Below are 17,400 nucleotides of genomic sequence, written 5' to 3'. Positions count from 1 at the left end.
GATGTTAGACGGGGGGAAGAGTCCCGTGCGATATTACCCTCTTCCACGCTTCTATTTTCAATCCGGGTAACTCTGAAACCATGCTTAACGATGCTCTGCACCGACAGCTTCCGTAATATGGCTGTAACCGTCTTTGCGCAGCAATTCACGCAGTCCGGCATGAATGCGTCGGTTCACTTCAGGACCTTCATAGATCAATGCTGTATATATTTCCACCAGGCTTGCTCCCGCTTTAATCTTTTCGTAGGCATCTTCGCTTGTGAAAATACCACCTGAACCGATGATCGGCAGTTTGCCTTCAGTATGACGATAGATTTGGCGAATGATCTCCGTGGAACGGTCACGCAGCGGCTTGCCACTTAGTCCCCCCGTTTCCTTGGCATGTTGATGGGACAGACCCTCACGGCTAATCGTTGTGTTGGTTGCGATGATGCCGGCAACACCACTATCCGCGATGGTACTTACCATATATTCAAGCTCTTGATCGTTGACATCCGGTGCAATTTTGACCAATACCGATTTAACTGGGCCACCCGCTCTTTTACGCTGCGTCTCCATCTCATTCATGACAGCAGCAAGCAACTCCTTTAATTCATTCCCATGTTGCAGATTACGCAAATCCGGTGTATTTGGTGAACTGATATTCACCACGAACAGGTCCGCATAATCATATAGGGCCCGAATACATTTTGCATAATCCAAATGCGCTTCTTCATTCGGTGTCGCCTTGTTCTTACCTATATTCACTGCCACTGGAATTCGGCGCTCCTTGAGGCTTGCCAATTCACCCGCCATCGCTTCGGCTCCGAGGTTATTGAAGCCCATCCGATTCACCAAAGCCTCATCGGGAGGCAAACGAAATAACCGCGGCTGGTCGTTGCCTGGCTGTGCAAGCGGTGTGACTGTGCCCACTTCCATAAAGCCAAACCCGATGGAAGAAAAGCCCGTTACAGCCTGTCCGTTTTTGTCCAAACCGGCAGCAAGTCCTACAGGAGTAGGAAAGTGGCATCCAAACATGTCCACAGCCAGATCGGAGGTTTCACGCACGCCATACATGACACGTAACCCGGAAGGAACCGGGCGGATGCTCCCCATTCCGCTTAAGCCGCCGATAATTAAATGATGGGCCTGCTCAGGGTCCATTTTGAACAATAAGGGTTTAGCAAGACTTCTGTATAACAAATCAATCACTCCGTTCTGTTCCGGTACGCTAAAAAACTGCTTTCCGTCTTTTCATATGTAAAAAAACACTCTATACACAAGTCTATCCGTTTCTTCTTCAAAAGGAAAGTAGTTTGAGCATAGACAGAAGCATTTTGCATACCCCTACAAGCAACAAAAATCGAATGATGCAAAATGCTCACAAGAAATCAACCCGCCTACTGGAAATGACGAGTTGAATTCTTTACAATGGGAGCATGGCTACTTCGATATTAGCCCTATTTCCCGAAGGAGGAACAGCCCATGGCTCCCAAACGCAAACCACCTACATTGCAGCAAAAGAAAGATGAGGTCAATCGGAAAGCCATTATATGGACGGCAGCCAGTGTTGGTGGACTGATTATTATTATTGGCGCACTTATTATTATCGCCAATCTGTAAAGAGTCCAACCTACTGCCCTGCATCTACATACCCACACCCAGCATGAGATTTTAACGTTTCTTTGGCCCGGATCACTTTTTTTCCGTCTAATTCAACCAGTGATACGTTTTATTCGGATTATTTTGCTTGGGAACAAGTGTATTCCGGTAGCGATCCTTCGCTTCTGGAACAAGCGTTGTTTCTGGCAGCAGATCTTTACCGATGCGTACCGGAGTTCCCTGAGGAGCGAGAGCAAACAGTTCTTCCACATCTTCAGTACTCATTCTCACACATCCAAGGGATTCATCCAGCCCAATACTGTTCGGCTCGTTGGTCCCATGGATGGCATAGTTCGTATCAGAGAGCTGCATCCCTCTACTCCCAAACTCGCCATTGGAACGACCATTTGGATTCACAACCTTGTCTGAAATCACAAATGAGCCCTCTGGAGTACGATCTCCACCAAGCCCCACCTCGTAATTCCGAATAATGGTGTTGCCACTAACCAGCGCAAGTTTATGTTCGCTCTTGTCGACGATAATCTCAAGCCGATCTTCCAAAAAAGGCTGTCCGCCTAAAGTATCCATAAACGCAGCATTTTTTCCTGACGGCAGGTCTGAATTCACACCTGTTGTTCCAACAGTTGTATTTCCCCCTTTTCCCGTCCCCTCTTGTTGATGCATCGCTAATAGTGTCGGAAACATCTGGGTCATGCCTGGAGCAGTCTCTCCCAGAATATTGTTTGGAAACGGCTGTGCAAGCTGCGCTACGCTTTTGGGCCAGGTTCCTTTTTGTTTTTTATATGTAATGATTGCACTCGACAGAGCTGCCGCAGATTCCTGTTTGGCTGTCCACGCTTGTGCGAGGCGCTTGATTTTCGGTGATACCTCCGGTGGCTTACAGTTACACTGCTTGGAATCATAACTCTGTGCAGTTAATTTACCACTGTGGTTTGTCTGAACGATGTATTTTACAGGCATATTACGCTTCCATAATGACCAGTTACCCGCGACTTGCATTCCGAGCACTGCCGATGTCTGCACGTTCGAACCCGAGCCAGACCACGCTGCTGCAAGTGCCGCTTCGCCCTGGTCACCTCTACCAAATGCACCCGCAGTAAACACATTGGAATCCGTAACAGGAGTCGAATCTCCCCCGCTATTTCCTGATCCGTTCTCCGTGGCTTCATCCGTAGATTCCAACGCCGAAGCCAGAGCATCCGCTGCATCGCGGTTGAAACCCGGGGCATCGGCAGGCGGTAACCCTGCAAGGACAAGCAGCATCAAGAGGGTCAGCCACATTTTGCGAACACGGTGTTTTTTCTCCTTTTGCTCCGCCATCTCGACTAGCTTTTCCTGATAATCTACCCATATATCTGCCGGTGCCTTGCTTCGCTCGAAAGCCTCGTAGACTTCACCCGCCTGCTGAAAACAATAGTTCGCCTTGGCCTCCTGTCCTTCACCCAAATACTCCTTACCAAGCAAATACCATGCCATTTTATTATCGGGATGTTTCTTTACATATGTTCTTAGATGAGTATTTTGCATCCGATCCTCCATCATTTCGCCTTTTTTTCCGTTTCTCTATATATCGGCAAATGAAGACAAGAAATCCATAGGACTTGAGTACCCGGATCAATCCCACAACATTCGACAAAAAAGCACATCCCGCTGCCGCAATGACAGTAGAATGTGCTTTTCATATAAAAGGAATTAGCCTTCTTTGTTGAAAGGTTCATCCGCTACTTTAATGGAGTCTGTAGGGCAGCCGTCGCAAGCATCCTGCATATCGTCGAACAAGTCGTCTGGAATTGCTTTGATCCCCTGGTTGGCATCTCCATCGAAGATCACTTCTGCCAAGCCTTCATCATCATAGTCATAAATGTCAGGTGCCGTAGCTCCGCAAGCTCCGCACGCAATACATGTATCCTTTTCAACCCAAGTATATTTACTCATTACCAATCTCTCCTCCTATTATTCGAGAACGTACAGTATTTTTATCTAGGAACATATTAATACAAAGTAAAAGTTATTACAAATTATTTTACAACCTCAAGACTTCATTATGCCCTATTTAATCGAGACTTTGCAAATTATCTTTTTGCAGAGAGGTCCCCCGAACTTTGTGATTGCGAAGTAACACGGAAGGATCATCCCCCAGCATACCAGCTGTAACGACTGCATTCTCACCAAATTTGTCACGCAACTGATCCATAATACGAATCAGATTTTCCTTTTTGGGTTTCTGTTCATATTCGAACAGATCAAGCTGTACCGCCGATTCCTCACGCGGAATTAGGGTTTGCAGGGTAACGCCCAGCATACGAACCGGCTTGCCCCCGCCCCAATGCTTTGCAAACAAAGCACAGGCTTCCCGATATATAATCGACGCATCTTCGGTAGGCACTTCCAGCATCCGTGATCTGGTAATCGTCTTCATATCTGGTGTACGAATCGTAATCTGAATGCCCTGACTGAGCATTTCGTGCTTGCGCAGTCGTCTGGCAACCTGGTCACTTATATTCAGCAAGACCCGGTGTACATCATGCATTTCAGATATGTCCGCAGGCAGAGTGGTTGTATGTCCAATCGATTTGTTCGCTTCACGTTCAGCCTGAACTTCCGAATGATTAATGCCATTAGCTGAATTTTTCAGCCAGGAGCCATTGATTCCAAATACATCCGTTAACATCCGCTCGTCTGATTTGGCCAATTGACCGATCGTTTCAATTCCCAGCTTCTTCAGCTTTTCGGCTGTCTTCTTGCCAATTCCGAACATCTCGTTACAAGGTCTCTTCCACAAGATCTCTGGCACATCTCTCATCCGCAAAATCGAAATGCCGTTCGGTTTCTTCAAATCAGAGGCCATCTTGGCCAGCAGCTTATTGGGTGCAATTCCGATGGAACAAGGCAACCCCAGTTCGTCCCGGATTCTGTTCTGAATACTCTCCGCAATTTCCAGCGGCGTACCGAACTGTCTGGAACCTGTAATATCGAGGTAACATTCATCGATGGAGGTCGCTTCGAGCAGCGGCGTATAACTGTAGGCTATTTTCATGAATTCTCTCGAATACTTTCGATACAGATGAAAATCCGGACGAATCACAATTAATTCAGGACACTTCTTCAACGCTTGATGAACAACCATGCCTGTGGATATGCCCCTGCTTCGAGCCGTGTACGAACAAGTGACAATGACACCTTTGCGCACTTCACTGCTGCCAGCAACCGCCGTCGCTTTTCCTCTATATAATTCCGGTTCCTCGGCTTCATGTACAGAGCAATAAAAAGCATTCATATCGACATGCAAAATCACTCGTCCGGCGGCAGGATAATATCGATCTACATTTATGTTGTTATGCGTTTGGTCTGAAGACATGTCCACCACCGTCCTTTCGTATACACTATTCCTTAAAACGTACTCTTTTATCTATTATATCAAAATCCCTTATGTAAAAATCATGCACACTCCCTTATTTTCGGAGAGATTTAACAATCAATCGAATAACAGCCCATATAGCAATGACGAAAATGGCGATCAAAATGACTGAAATAATTATATTCTCCCACACAAAGCTCATTCTCGCCCCCCATTTCTAAAGGAATGATGCTAACTCTCATTCAGGCCCGGAATAGATACATATAGATGAAGCATAACATATTACACAGCCCCGTTTATATCGGAATTCAATCCATGATCCAGCATTTGTTACACGCAGCAGTGAATTCGATGTAGCATTTGGCCATAATGGTGCTATAATAATTCATTATACAAATTCACGATTTTAGGACAAATCTACACTTTGAATTTAATACAGTGTAGCGTTACAGAATCGAAGGATTCGTCACCAACATGTTCAATCGTTTTTTCAAACACACAATTAACTTTCCAAAAAAGCGCTTCATCTTAAAGGAGGATCTTCATGTCAAAGGCCATCTCCATCTTCGATACAACTTTACGTGACGGCACACAAGGGGAGGGAGTCAGCTTATCGGCAGATGACAAGCTCAAAATTGCCAAGAAGCTCGATGACCTCGGTGTTCATTATATTGAAGGCGGAATTCCAGGCAGTAATACCAAGGACATTGAGTTTTTCAAAAGAGTCAAGGAATTAAACCTGAACGCCAAAATTGTCGCTTTTGGCAGTACACGTCGCAAAGGCAGCATCGCGAGTGAAGACGCCAACTTGAAACGCATGATTGAATCTGGTGCTCAGGCAGCAACTCTAGTGGGTAAATCATGGGATTTCCATGTACACACAGCTTTGCAAACCACTTTGGAAGAAAACCTGTCCATGATCTACGACTCCATTGCCTATCTGAAACAAAATGGAATGGAAGTAATCTTTGATGCAGAGCATTTCTTCGACGGATTCAAGCACAACCCGGAATATGCACAGGCTGTATTAACCAAAGCCCACGAAGCCGGAGCGGACTGGCTTGTGATGTGTGATACCAACGGCGGAACGATGCCGCATGAAGTGCATGAGATCGTATCCACACTTGCTGAGCGCCTTCCACAGGCTCAATTGGGCATTCATACACATAATGACTGTGAACTTGCTGTAGCCAACACCTTAAGCGCAGTACAAGCTGGTGCCAGACAGGTTCAAGGTACAATGAACGGCTATGGAGAGCGATGTGGCAACGCCAATCTGGCCTCCATTATCCCTAATTTGCAACTGAAGCTTGGGTATGAATGCGTATCTGAGGATTCGATGAGACAGCTCACGAATGTTGCCCGTTATGTCAGTGAGATTGCCAACGTAAACATGCCCATCAATCAGCCTTATGTGGGCAACGCAGCTTTTGCCCACAAGGGCGGCATTCACGTCTCTGCCATTTTGCGTGATTCCAGAACTTACGAGCATATCGTACCTGAGCTTGTTGGTAACAAGCAGCGTGTACTCGTCTCCGAACTGGCAGGACAGAGCAACATTGTCTCCAAAGCACAGGAACTGGGTCTCGAATTCGATCCGAGCAGTGCCAACTCACGTCAGATTATTGAGAAAATCAAAGATTTGGAACATCAGGGTTATCAGTTTGAAGGAGCGGACGCCTCCCTTGAATTGTTGATTCGTGAAGCCAACGGTGACATGAAAGAATTGTTTACCTTTGAATCGTTCAAAATGCTTGTTGAAAAGGCGGCTGGCAAGTCTGTTGTTTCGGAAGCTTTTGTAAAACTTAACGTTGGTGGAACAAGCGCATATACAGCAGCTGAAGGTAATGGTCCGGTCAACGCTTTAGATAATGCACTTCGTAAAGCGCTTGTGCAATACTTCCCTTCACTTGCCAATATGCATCTCTCTGACTACAAAGTACGTGTGTTGGATGAAAAGGATGCTACCGCCGCGAAAGTACGTGTACTAATCGAGTCCAAAAACACGGAGAATACGTGGAATACGGTCGGCGTATCCGAGAACGTTATTGAAGCGAGCTGGGAAGCCCTCGTACACAGTTTCCGTTATGCCCTTCTTCAGGAAAAATTGCAGGACGAGCCTGGTGTAGTCCATGTTCCTGCTCACGGACTAAGCAACCACTAATGCTTATTTCCCGGAAAATAAAAGAAGCGCCTGTCTCCAAAAAACATTCGGAGACAGGCGCTTTTGGGTCTTATTTGGTTAATCCGCAATTAAATCCTTGATTTTGCGCTCAAGATCCTCCTCAGGTAAAATCCCAAGAATGATTTCCTGAACGACACCTCTGGAATCAATCAATACATTTGTCGGAAAAGCTATGCCGTTATACTTGGCATACGCTGTTCCGTCCTCATCCAATAAAATAGGGAACGTCAGTTTGTATTCATCCACAAAAGCTTTGGCGTCCCTGATTTTATCGTACTTCGTTACATTTACACCGTAAAGATCCAGTTTATCCTTGTATTTTGCTGCCAATGTGTTGAGCGCAGGTGCTTCCTGCTTGCACGGTTCACACCAGGAAGCCCAAAAACTGACAAATATGGCCTTTTCTTTAGCGCCACCTGCCGTATAGGTTTTGCCATCCATTGCCTTCAATGAAAATGCCGGTGCCAATAGTCCAGCTTTGGGTCCGGTCTCCGTGGGCATCGGCTCCTCTTGCTTAAACACGGCTGCAATGCCGTTATCTGCATTTTGAGCCATTGCAATGCCAACAAGCAGTACAACACCCAGCAGTATGTATATATTACGTTTCATAACCAGCCACCCTTTTGTATAATCAGCATATCGAGATTCACGCTCGTACATGCGAAATGTTTCAATCCCTCCTTTCATATTGTACCCCTTTCCCTTAAAATTTTACAATCTGGAACAAATAAAATGGGAAAACTCTGTCGGCGTACCACAAAGAAGCCTTACCGCGTTTATAAGCAAACTGCAACTCCAGTATTAATAACACCACATTGGTTTGGAGTGTATCCTAATTTCCTGTTATTATCAAAAAAAGGACTCCTGCCGAAGCAGGAGCCAAAGAGAGAGGGGTGAATACAAATGGCAGCACTTCACGGGCAGCAGAACCGCCTCTACATCCCCCACTCCGTAGAGCAAGAGATGTCTAAGCATATGTTCGCCTCACTGCCAATGGAAGCCTGCGGGGTTGTGCTGGGTGAAGCTGCAGCGGGCGGCATACGAATCAGTCGGTTTCAGCCCATTCGTAACGTAGCGCCTGACCCGCTGCACCATTTCTCACTGGAAGATGCAGAATGGATTCGGTGTGTATTCAATGAGCCGCAGCTTATCGGACTCTTTCATTCCCACCCCCGTACCGCTCCCGTACCTTCCATCGAAGATCTGCGCAGTCTTCCGATGTTCGCCGGATTACTTCAGGCATATCTTATAGGTTCACCCAAGCTTACACCTGAAACACAACCACAGATGATGCTGAACGCTTATCAGATTCACACAGGTAACGATCAATCCAGTGAATCGAAACCAATCGCAGCATACAACCTATATCCCGCCCAGCTATGCGTGACTTAACTGGGTATACAGATCCCCCAATGTATTTACATTTTTACGAGTCATGTCCTCCAGATAACAGGACCATAACTGTGCCGTCATCTTTGCATCTTCCAAGGCATGGTGCCTTCCATAGATTGGTATGCCTCTGGATTCCAGCAACTCATCCAGACCATACCCCGGTCTGCTCGGTTCGAGCCAACGTGCCAGCATCATCGTATCGATGAGCCGATGCGTAAGCCTTACTTTGGACGTCCGCCATAAAGCAGCATTCAGAAAGGCCCGGTCATGCGCACTCGCATGAGCCACCAGCACACTCCCACCTACAAAAGACATGAAATCATGCAAACCTTCCAGTAACGTTGGCGCGTCCAGTGTCATTTGATGTGTAATTCCCGTTAGTTCGGTAATGTGTTCCGGAACGGCAACCTTGGACTGAACCAACGTATAGAATTGCTCTTTCTCCAGCACAACACCACCACTGATCCGCACCGCTCCAAAGGAAAGGATCTCATCCCCATGTTGGGGAGAGAAACCTGTCGTTTCCAAATCAAATACGACGGCATTCAATTCATTCAAGGGTGTGTGCAGCACCTCGGGTCTGCGCTGTTCTCTCATCATCGAACGGATAAACGCCATATGTTGCGCCGTAGGGGCTCCCATTATGGAAGCGATGGCGGAAGGAACCCCTCCCTGGCGCAGCGAATTCCAGAATCCTGTATTGCCCCTTGCCGGCTCTCTCATGGACGTCTCCTTTCTGCAAAACGAAGTTGTCTCTGCAGCGCTCGATGCACTCGCCGCACCAACCCTAACGTATCCCGGAGTTCATAAAGCATCTGTTTTTCCTTCAATTGTTTCTCATTCAGGAAACCACCGCTCTGCTGCAACCCTTGCCTGATCACAACCGGTGTACTGCGTCGCAGCTTCAAAGCTGTCATAAATGCACGCTGTGCTGCATCCAGCAAAGTCAACGGCACCGCTTCGAGTGAAACCAACCTCTGGATTCGTTTAAGCGTAGAGGTTTCTTTGATCCCATGCTGCAATGCCAGAAAACGCGCACTGTTCACCAGCGGGATATACAAGCCATATTTGACATCAAATCCGCCTGCATGCTCACCGAATCGCTCAGTCACCACTCTTCCAAGGATGTTCAGCGTCGCCTTATGTTTAACAGTATTGCGCAGCACAGCATCCGAAAGTTCAGGAACGGATCTGAATCCTTCATAAAAAGCGGTAATCCATTCGTGTGCCAAATCTTCTTCACCTGCAACAAAACGCATGTCAGAAGCAATAATCAGATTCCGAACCGGCTCCCATGACAGATCCGAGCCCCACTCTTTCAGTTGTTGTTTCCATGCTTGCAACGTTTTTCTCCACAGTGACTCAGAACACATCACCTTGCCTTCACATTTGGCATAACCGAGTTCCTCAAGCGTATCGGTCATTCGAAGTCCGAGTTCGGCAAAATAGGGTTCTTTTCCCTCATGTGGGATATCACTAATAATCATGCCATTGTCCTGATCACTCCAAAGCGTCGCTTCTTGCCTGCCGGAACTGCCAAAAACGATAAAGGCATAGGGGACGGGAGGTTGGCCTAGGCCTTCCTCTACCATCCCCTGGATGCATAACTCTACTGCTCGCCGAGCAACCCGGTCATGCAGTTCGTTTACCGTCTGGTACCATTCCATCGGCGACAAGGAAGCGGACAACCATTCCTGAAGCTCATTCTGCAAGTTCACACGCGCCTGCCGCAGTTCCTGAGTAGATGCCGCACCATCTATTCCCTGATAGGACCAGGATTGATTCATATACGGGATGGGTTCCATCATGTCCAACCTCCTTGAAGCATGATTCAGCAATCATTCCTCTTAGGAGCTGAACGTACCGCCATTGGATTTCGTTTCGCCATTTTTCATTTGTTCAGGGTACCCGTAAGTACCATGCTCACTTAAATCCAGACCCATCGTTTCCTCTTCTTCCGTAACACGGATTCCCATGATAGCTTTCATACCACCGAGAATAATGAAGGACATGACCAGTACGAAGGCAAATGCGCCTGCCAGACCCAGAAGCTGAACGCCCAGCTGGTGGAAACCGCCTCCGTAGAACAGGCCCGCTTGACCTACGCCTGCATTCTCAGCAAGTTCCGGTGTTGCGAACAAACCTGTGGAGATCGCTCCCCACATACCTGCAATACCGTGTACAGAGAAAGCATAGATTGGATCGTCGATTCCTTTACGCTCAAAGAATTGAGCTGTGAAGAATGTGATAACACCTGCCAGAGCACCAATGACCAGAGCTGCCCATGGTTCAACGAACGCACAAGCACCTGTAATGGCAACGAGTGCCGCAAGCACACCATTCAGCATGCTAGGGATATCGGATTTACCCAATACAGCCCATGAAATCAACAGTGCTGCAACACCACCAGCAGCTGCAGCCACATTTGTAGTCAATGCGACATAACCAAAGAATCCGTCTCCCATCGCAGACAATGTACTACCTGGGTTGAAGCCGAACCAACCGATCCAGAGGATGATTACACCCAGCACGGAATAAACTTGGTTGTGACCTGGAATGATGTTAGGTTTACCATCCTTGTTATATTTACCGATACGCGGTTTTAACAGAATGGTAGCTACCAAGGCTGCAGTCGCACCTGTCAAGTGGACAACCGTCGAACCTGCAAAGTCTTGCATGCCCAGTTCAGCCAACCAGCCGCCGCCCCATACCCAGTGAGCAACAACCGGATACATTATAATGGTATAAAGCGTACCGAACACAATATATACACTCATCTTTGCACGTTCTGCCATACCACCGCAGGCAATCGCCAGAGATACCGCTGCAAAGGCGAGATGGAATACAAATTTGATCGTGAGTGGGACATCCGAGAAGGCCAATGATTCGAAGGAAGCAGCCATTCCGTCACCACTCAGGAAGAATCCGGTTGTTCCGAAGAAACTGTTACCATTACCGAAGCCAAGACCGAAGCCCAATGCCCAGAAGGCAATAACTGAAATCCCCAATGTCAGGATCGTTTTACCTGCAATATGTCCTGCATTTTTCATACGAGTCGAACCTGCTTCAAGTAAAGCAAATCCCCCTTGCATCAGGAAAACCAGCACTACAGCCAGAAACGTAAAAGCTGAGTTCAGACCGCTTTGGAGTTCGATATTAGTCGGCCCCTCCGCAGCTGCAAATGCGCTGACTGGGAAAGCCAGTAACGTAAGCATTATTAACACCGACACCATCCATTTCTTTCTCATATACCCCACTCCCTCTTATGTTAAGTTTCTTCACATATCGTGAAACTCTTAATGTCATTATAAGCAGAAGACAGGAAAGTTGACAAGAGTATTTTCATCAAAACTGAAAAATATTTCTGGGAATAAAGTCATGCGTCTTTTTCTTGCACATAAGTACATAATCATATGGAATGAGTACATAGATATAGAAATGCTGTATACAACTCACCAAAGCATAACGTTTGACTGTACGGTTAAAAATCATGTATCATTACTATTAGTTAGAAATTGGGCAGAAGGTGCACAACCGCAGAGAAAATCTGCAATTCCCTACATTTGAACTTGCAAGCGAGGTGAATACCATTGGGGATATGAAGCTGTTTCGGATTGGCGAACTTGCCAAAACCGCAGGTGTGAGCGAGCGGACGATTGATTATTATACGAAGCTTGGACTTATTGCCCCTGAAGAGCGTACACAAAAAAACTATCGTCTCTATAGTAATGAAACTTTAACCAGGCTTGAACGTATTGTACAGATGAAACAAGAGAAATATAGTCTCGACGAGATTAAACATTCTCTTGAGAAGTGGAGTCTGGTGAGTACAGAAGAACAGGTTGCCAGCAAGCTGACAACATTAGAGCTTCATGTACAACAGCTTGAGCGCGAAGTGAACGAACTCAAACCGCTGCTTGGCGAGATGAAACCTGTACAAGCACGTAAAATGATGGCAGGACTCCTTACCAAGAGCGCCGGTACGATGGAAGCACTGAAAATCTTGCTTGAGAACACCATGATGTAGCTTATTATCAGAAAGCGGAGGTATGAATATGAGTTTTAATAACGGTATGTTCGTTTTGATCATTATCGCCTTTTTGCTCTCTTTATGGGCGCAATTTCGCGTTAAAAGTACATTCAACCGTTGGTCTGATGTCAAAAACCTGAATGGAATGACCGGTTACGATGCAGCCCGTCACATGCTCGACTCCAATGGATTGCATGATGTTCCCATTGAACCCGTGCGCGGAGCTCTCTCTGATCACTATGATCCGATTAATCGGGTTGTGAGGTTGTCTGAGCCCGTATATTACGAAAATTCAATCTCGGCTGTCTCCGTTGCGTGTCACGAAGTCGGCCATGCCATCCAGCACAAGGAAAGTTATCCGATGTTGGCACTGCGTCACCGGATTTTCCCGATTGTTAACTTCGCATCCGGACTCGCTCCTTTCTTGCTCATTGCCGGATTTATCTTTAATGCAATGAACCTGGTCGGTATTGGTATCATTTTCTTCTCCGTAACCGTTGCATTCCAACTTATTACGTTGCCGGTCGAGTTTAATGCAAGTAACCGCGCAAGAGAAATTATGGTATCGGAAGGTTATATCCGGAATGAAGAAGAGAGAGGCGTCGCCAAAGTGCTTAATGCCGCAGCATTGACCTATGTTGCCGCAGCATTAATCTCGTTACTGGAACTGATTCGTTACATCGGAATTTTCAATAGCCGTGACTAACTGAAAACAAACAAAAACAATACCCCACCGTTACTCGGATGGGGTATTGTTTTGCTGTAAACCGAAATAATGAAGCAAGAATGAACGAAACGACTGCGCAACAAGCGGGAGCTTGTCGTCCGCACGGTGAATTAACCCAATCGTACGTGTCACTTTTGGATGAGAAATAGCCACATGCGCCGGTTGCAGCGGATTTGTCTGGAAAAGCGCCATTTCCGGCAGTAGACTCACACCCATGCCAGCCGCAACCAATCCACGAATAGTATCCGTTTCTTCACCCTCAAAAGCAATCTTAGGCGTAAACCCGGCTTCGAGACACGCATGCCAAACAATCGGACGCAGAGAGTAGCCTTTACTGAATAAAACAAACTTATCATCCTTAAGTTGTTCCAGCGCAATACTCTCTTCACCGGCCAATGGATGATTCGGAGGAAGGATTGCATGCAGTTCTTCCGTGAGGACAATATCACCACCCACCTGGTCGTGCTTTTCTGGAAACGGAGATATAAACGCCAAGTCCACTTCAGCCGATAACACATCACGAATGAGCGTCGGGTACATGCCTTGCTTGAATCTGAATTTCACGTTAGGATAACGCTGACGGAACGCTGCTACAACCGAAGGAATCAAGTGAATACCAAGACTGTGAGGAAAACCGATACGGATTTCACCATGTTCCGGATCGAGGAACTCATGAACTTCCCCAACTGCCTTGTCCAGATCTTTCAATATACCTTCGATTCGTTTACAAAAGAGCTGCCCCACTGCGGTCAACTGCAGATTTCTCCCTTTTTGCATAAAGAGGTCCACTCCCAGTTCTTCCTCCAGCTGATGAATCTGACGACTCACCGCAGACTGCGCCACGTGCAATTCCTCCGCTGCCTGCGTAACATGCTCCTTCTGAGCCACTTTCAAAAAGTAATGCAACTGTCTTAATTCCACTGCCCCTGATCTCTCCAATCTGCTATACCCTACTTATCCTTGATTGCTGCATATTCCGTCTTCAGACCATTCCTGCTACCGCTTAAAGCTTCGAGGTTTCCATAACCGGATGAGAAGTCCATAAATGAAGAAACCACCTAACAATCCGCCCAAATGAGCCATCCAGCTGATGCCCGACATGGCGAACGAAAAAATAATTCCGAATACAAGCAATGTGTACAATGTTTTACGCGACGCCTCATCCATCATCGTCCGCTGGAACAAGGCTACATACAGAAATGCGCCATATATCGCATAAATCGCTCCTGAAGCACCAACGGAAATGGTAGGCACTCCACCTGAGTTATACCATGCTACAGCCAAAATGTTTCCCAGAACACCTCCACCCAAGTACAACACGCCATATCTCACTGTTCCAAGCAATCGTTCCATTGGGGGCGCAAATACAATGAGCGCAAAGCTGTTAAATAACAAATGACTGAAGCCAGCGTGCAAAAACATGGACGTAATGTAACGCCACCATTCTCCTGCGAATAACTCGTGATTTGTAAGTGCCCCAAATTTAAGCAAGGTCATACTGTTTGTCGAACCACCATTAAAACTTAACACGATAAACATAACAACATTGGCAATTAAAAGAATCGACGTCAATGGGAAAAAATTCAAATAACTTTTCCAGTTCTCATACCTTATAAATATCATACGTTTCTGCTTTCACTCCACCCTGTTCAGATCGGCCTATCAGTCCGATCCACTCTAATGATCCTTCGCCCGAATTGGACAATGCCTTTCATAAAAGATTATAATGGATTTTGGCACGGATCACCAACTTATAAGGAGGAACATTATTATGGCACAAGAACGTACAGGCGCAGCCACATTTAAAGGCAACCCTATTACATTGATCGGACCCGAGTTGAAAGTGGGCGATCAAGCACCCGATTTTACATTGAGTAAAAATCTGGTCGAAGATGCATCACTGAAAGACTTCGCAGGTAAAATTAAATTAATCAGCGTTGTTCCTTCATTGGACACAGGCGTTTGCGATGCCCAAACCCGTCGCTTCAATGTTGAAGCTGGCGACCTTGGTGACAATGTTGTCGTATTGACAGTCAGCGTTGACCTTCCATTTGCACAAGCACGCTGGTGCGGAGCAGCCGGAGTCGATCGCGTTGTAACCCTTTCCGATTACAAAACACGTTCATTCGGTGAAGACTATGGTGTTCTGATCAAAGAATTCCAATTGGACATGCGCTCCATCTTTGTGCTTGATACCGAAGATCGAATTACATATGTGGAATATCTGCCTGAAATGACAGACTCCCCTAACTTCGAGCAAGCCATTGCTGCTGTCAAAGCTCTGCTGTAGAAGGTAACCCTACGTTCAGAACAAAAGCGAGGAAGGCTCACCTTCTCTCGCTTTTTGTTATGCAGCCATCTATTTCAATCATTGGACTTATACTTACTCAGCTTCTTATCCAGTACGGAGAACAAGTTCATAATCGTGCGATAATTGGAACCCAGGTCTCCGAGTGAACCACGTGAAGCCGAATACATATCGACTGCACTACGTACAGGACTTACCGATATAACGGAAACCGTAATATCCATCGTCCGTCCAAAGGTAGTCCGCTTCTCCAGTATAACCTCTCCCACAGAAGGCACTTCATGCAACACTTTATAACCCGGAATTTTTTTGAGTGTCGAAGACACTTCTTCCCAGGCTCTGTCTTTGGATAAGTTATAATATCGCGTTTTTAATTTGGGATCCTTGGCTCGATCGCTGGTTCCCTCCATGCTGCGGATGATACCGACGAGCGTTCTCTTTAAGGTCAAGACCCTTCCTCCTTTTGAATGTAACCGTTCCATTTATGTAGTCTAGTGTAACATTGTTCTTGTAGTAACAAAAGGGTATGCAGCACTTTTAACAAAAATACAGTCAACTCAACAAAAAATCCAACTAAAAAGCACCCCAACATTCCTGGATAAGAGGAAGAGTCAGGGTGCTGTACATGATAAAAGAGGAACCCGCCTATGCCGTCCGGCTACATTGTCTTATGAACCTGCTTAGCAGGTGGGTGGCCGCAAAAATGTTTTTTGAAGTCCCCATGTCATATAGACAGGGCGTTTCAGCAACATTCTGTATTGATCTCCCGAAGACATCATCATTGGTTCAAAACAACGAATAACCGAAACGTACATCGCAGGATGTACAATTATTATATCCCTAACTGTGTAAAAAGTAAATGGTGCCCGTTCATGTTTTATTTGTGAAGATTATCGTGTTTTTCGTCAGATGATTTCGGTTCAGCTTGTTCAATAGCTTCGATCGTCTCAACTGAGCCATCCGCCTGTTCTGCAGCTTTTGCAGCTTCCTCTTCTTCCTTCTTCAGTTGCATCTTCTCCATCTGTTCCTGCATCTTGTTGAACGTTGCATAGAAGTTGAAGAAAGCGAACCAGGCAATGATACTAATAATGAAGAAAACGAACAAGACCGGATAACGAAAACCAATGTAGAACAACAGTCCACTTCCCAGCAATGTGGAGAATACACGGAATGGTCTGATCAGCGTCAACAGAACCGCATTTTTGATAATCAATCCGATGGACATATGATAATGAACAACCATTGAGAAAAAATTAAAGAGCGAGACAAATAGCAACAGCAGCAGTACTAGCATAATAATTCCAACCAGCTGCATATTACGGAATTGTGTCATGTAAACTGTATAATCCAGATACATGATGGCGAACAACAGGGTGTAGAAAATGCCCCCAATTAAACTTTGTTTGTAATTCTCTTTGTAGCCTACAAAAAAAGTACGGAAGATTGGTACATCCGTATCACCCATATTCCATTTACGCACAACCGTAAATAAGGCCGATGTGGCCGGGAATAGTGTAAGCGGTGCCACAATGGCTATAGCCCAGTTCATTTGCAGTGATTCGTTGGCGAGGTTCTGCTGCATCACGAGCAGCTTCATAATCAAGAAAAACAAGAACGGAGACGAACAAATAGCCCACAACAGATTGGTTGCGGCCAGTCTCGTAATCCACTCTGTAAGCCGGTAGATCCCACCCATAGCTCCTTTAAATTCCAAACATTTCTCCTCCTCCGCAGCCTTGCGTCTAACCTGAAGTCTAATAATATTAATATACCTTATTATAGATAGGAAAAGCCAGCC

At 46.2% G+C, this 17,400-nt stretch carries 18 protein-coding genes and 1 other RNA gene; 6 read left to right on the top strand and 13 right to left on the bottom strand.

All coding sequences use genetic code 11. The annotated features are described in order from the left end of the window. Positions 1 to 84: 84 nt before the first annotated feature. Entirely contained in the window at positions 85 to 1,182 is a 1,098-nt protein-coding gene (locus JNUCC31_RS26070) for a quinone-dependent dihydroorotate dehydrogenase (RefSeq protein ID WP_192265970.1), read from the bottom strand. Between the two features lie 282 nt (positions 1,183 to 1,464). Here JNUCC31_RS26070 and JNUCC31_RS26065 point away from each other — a divergent pair, with 282 nt between their 5' ends. Next, positions 1,465 to 1,602 carry a hypothetical protein gene (locus tag JNUCC31_RS26065; RefSeq protein WP_162842436.1) on the top strand — a complete coding sequence of 46 codons (138 nt, stop codon included), beginning with the start codon at positions 1,465 to 1,467 and terminating at the stop codon, positions 1,600 to 1,602. Between the two features lie 87 nt (positions 1,603 to 1,689). Here the strand turns inward: JNUCC31_RS26065 and JNUCC31_RS26060 are convergent, their stop codons facing one another. From JNUCC31_RS26060 to JNUCC31_RS26050, 3 genes are all read right to left on the bottom strand, one after another. Continuing rightward, complete coding sequence (locus JNUCC31_RS26060; protein WP_192265969.1) at positions 1,690 to 3,129, bottom strand: L,D-transpeptidase family protein; 1,440 nt, start codon at positions 3,127 to 3,129, stop codon at positions 1,690 to 1,692. Between the two features lie 165 nt (positions 3,130 to 3,294). Further along, entirely contained in the window at positions 3,295 to 3,537 is a 243-nt protein-coding gene (locus JNUCC31_RS26055) for a ferredoxin (protein WP_062322102.1), read from the bottom strand. 118 nt (positions 3,538 to 3,655) lie between these two features. Further along, the gene (locus JNUCC31_RS26050) at positions 3,656 to 4,960 is read right to left on the bottom strand and encodes a DNA polymerase IV (protein WP_192265967.1); all 1,305 of its coding nucleotides are present in this window, start codon (positions 4,958 to 4,960) and stop codon (positions 3,656 to 3,658) included. Between the two features lie 544 nt (positions 4,961 to 5,504). Between JNUCC31_RS26050 and cimA the strand changes: the two genes are divergently transcribed. Continuing rightward, positions 5,505 to 7,124, top strand: a complete 1,620-nt coding sequence (gene cimA / locus JNUCC31_RS26045; RefSeq protein ID WP_192265966.1) for a citramalate synthase — start codon at positions 5,505 to 5,507, stop codon at positions 7,122 to 7,124. A gap of 78 nt (positions 7,125 to 7,202) precedes the next feature. Here the strand turns inward: cimA and JNUCC31_RS26040 are convergent, their stop codons facing one another. After that, a complete protein-coding gene (locus tag JNUCC31_RS26040) occupies positions 7,203 to 7,754 on the bottom strand; it encodes a TlpA family protein disulfide reductase (RefSeq protein ID WP_192265964.1) in 552 nt (183 codons plus the stop codon). A 294-nt stretch (positions 7,755 to 8,048) separates the two neighbouring features. Between JNUCC31_RS26040 and JNUCC31_RS26035 the strand changes: the two genes are divergently transcribed. Then, a complete protein-coding gene (locus JNUCC31_RS26035; RefSeq protein ID WP_192265963.1) occupies positions 8,049 to 8,537 on the top strand; it encodes a M67 family metallopeptidase in 489 nt (162 codons plus the stop codon). Here the strand turns inward: JNUCC31_RS26035 and JNUCC31_RS26030 are convergent. From JNUCC31_RS26030 to JNUCC31_RS26020, 3 genes are read right to left on the bottom strand one after another with little or no spacing between them, the layout of a single operon-like run. After that, positions 8,523 to 9,260: an exonuclease domain-containing protein gene (locus JNUCC31_RS26030; RefSeq protein ID WP_192265962.1), complete on the bottom strand. Its 738-nt coding sequence runs from the start codon at positions 9,258 to 9,260 to the stop codon at positions 8,523 to 8,525. The genes JNUCC31_RS26035 and JNUCC31_RS26030 overlap by 15 nt on opposite strands. Beyond that, positions 9,257 to 10,351: a DUF294 nucleotidyltransferase-like domain-containing protein gene (locus tag JNUCC31_RS26025; RefSeq protein WP_416234331.1), complete on the bottom strand. Its 1,095-nt coding sequence runs from the start codon at positions 10,349 to 10,351 to the stop codon at positions 9,257 to 9,259. Before JNUCC31_RS26025 ends, JNUCC31_RS26030 begins: the two co-directional genes overlap by 4 nt. A 33-nt stretch (positions 10,352 to 10,384) precedes the next feature. Further along, a complete protein-coding gene (locus JNUCC31_RS26020; protein ID WP_062322113.1) occupies positions 10,385 to 11,785 on the bottom strand; it encodes an ammonium transporter in 1,401 nt (466 codons plus the stop codon). A gap of 350 nt (positions 11,786 to 12,135) precedes the next feature. Between JNUCC31_RS26020 and JNUCC31_RS26015 the strand changes: the two genes are divergently transcribed. Together JNUCC31_RS26015 and JNUCC31_RS26010 are read left to right on the top strand one after the other, a co-directional pair. Further along, the gene (locus JNUCC31_RS26015) at positions 12,136 to 12,564 is read left to right on the top strand and encodes a MerR family transcriptional regulator (RefSeq protein ID WP_062322299.1); all 429 of its coding nucleotides are present in this window, start codon (positions 12,136 to 12,138) and stop codon (positions 12,562 to 12,564) included. Between the two features lie 28 nt (positions 12,565 to 12,592). After that, the gene (locus tag JNUCC31_RS26010) at positions 12,593 to 13,273 is read left to right on the top strand and encodes a zinc metallopeptidase (protein ID WP_062322116.1); all 681 of its coding nucleotides are present in this window, start codon (positions 12,593 to 12,595) and stop codon (positions 13,271 to 13,273) included. Positions 13,274 to 13,303: 30 nt separating this feature from the next. On the opposite strand, the gene gltC is transcribed toward JNUCC31_RS26010, so the two are convergent. Both gltC and JNUCC31_RS26000 read right to left on the bottom strand, forming a co-directional pair. Then, the gene (gltC, locus tag JNUCC31_RS26005) at positions 13,304 to 14,215 is read right to left on the bottom strand and encodes a glutamate biosynthesis transcriptional regulator GltC (protein WP_192265961.1); all 912 of its coding nucleotides are present in this window, start codon (positions 14,213 to 14,215) and stop codon (positions 13,304 to 13,306) included. Positions 14,216 to 14,290: 75 nt separating this feature from the next. After that, positions 14,291 to 14,917 (bottom strand): rhomboid family intramembrane serine protease, encoded by a 627-nt coding sequence (locus JNUCC31_RS26000; RefSeq protein ID WP_192265960.1) that lies wholly within the window; start codon positions 14,915 to 14,917, stop codon positions 14,291 to 14,293. 148 nt (positions 14,918 to 15,065) lie between these two features. Between JNUCC31_RS26000 and tpx the strand changes: the two genes are divergently transcribed. After that, positions 15,066 to 15,584 carry a thiol peroxidase gene (gene tpx / locus JNUCC31_RS25995; protein WP_192265959.1) on the top strand — a complete coding sequence of 173 codons (519 nt, stop codon included), beginning with the start codon at positions 15,066 to 15,068 and terminating at the stop codon, positions 15,582 to 15,584. A 74-nt stretch (positions 15,585 to 15,658) separates the two neighbouring features. Here the strand turns inward: tpx and JNUCC31_RS25990 are convergent, their stop codons facing one another. The 3 genes from JNUCC31_RS25990 to JNUCC31_RS25980 form a co-directional block, all read right to left on the bottom strand. Continuing rightward, positions 15,659 to 16,051 (bottom strand): DUF1499 domain-containing protein, encoded by a 393-nt coding sequence (locus JNUCC31_RS25990; protein ID WP_192265958.1) that lies wholly within the window; start codon positions 16,049 to 16,051, stop codon positions 15,659 to 15,661. Between the two features lie 185 nt (positions 16,052 to 16,236). After that, positions 16,237 to 16,428: non-coding RNA, 6S RNA (gene ssrS, locus JNUCC31_RS25985), on the bottom strand. A gap of 51 nt (positions 16,429 to 16,479) precedes the next feature. Further along, positions 16,480 to 17,316, bottom strand: coding sequence for a YesL family protein (locus JNUCC31_RS25980; RefSeq protein WP_192265957.1), 837 nt, complete (start codon positions 17,314 to 17,316; stop codon positions 16,480 to 16,482). Positions 17,317 to 17,400: the final 84 nt, after the last annotated feature.

The sequence above is a fragment of the Paenibacillus sp. JNUCC-31 genome (assembly GCF_014844075.1).
Lineage (GTDB): Bacteria > Bacillota > Bacilli > Paenibacillales > Paenibacillaceae > Paenibacillus.
The sequence above is the reverse complement of the archived record's forward strand: the minus strand, read 5'-3'. Positions and strand labels throughout refer to the sequence as shown.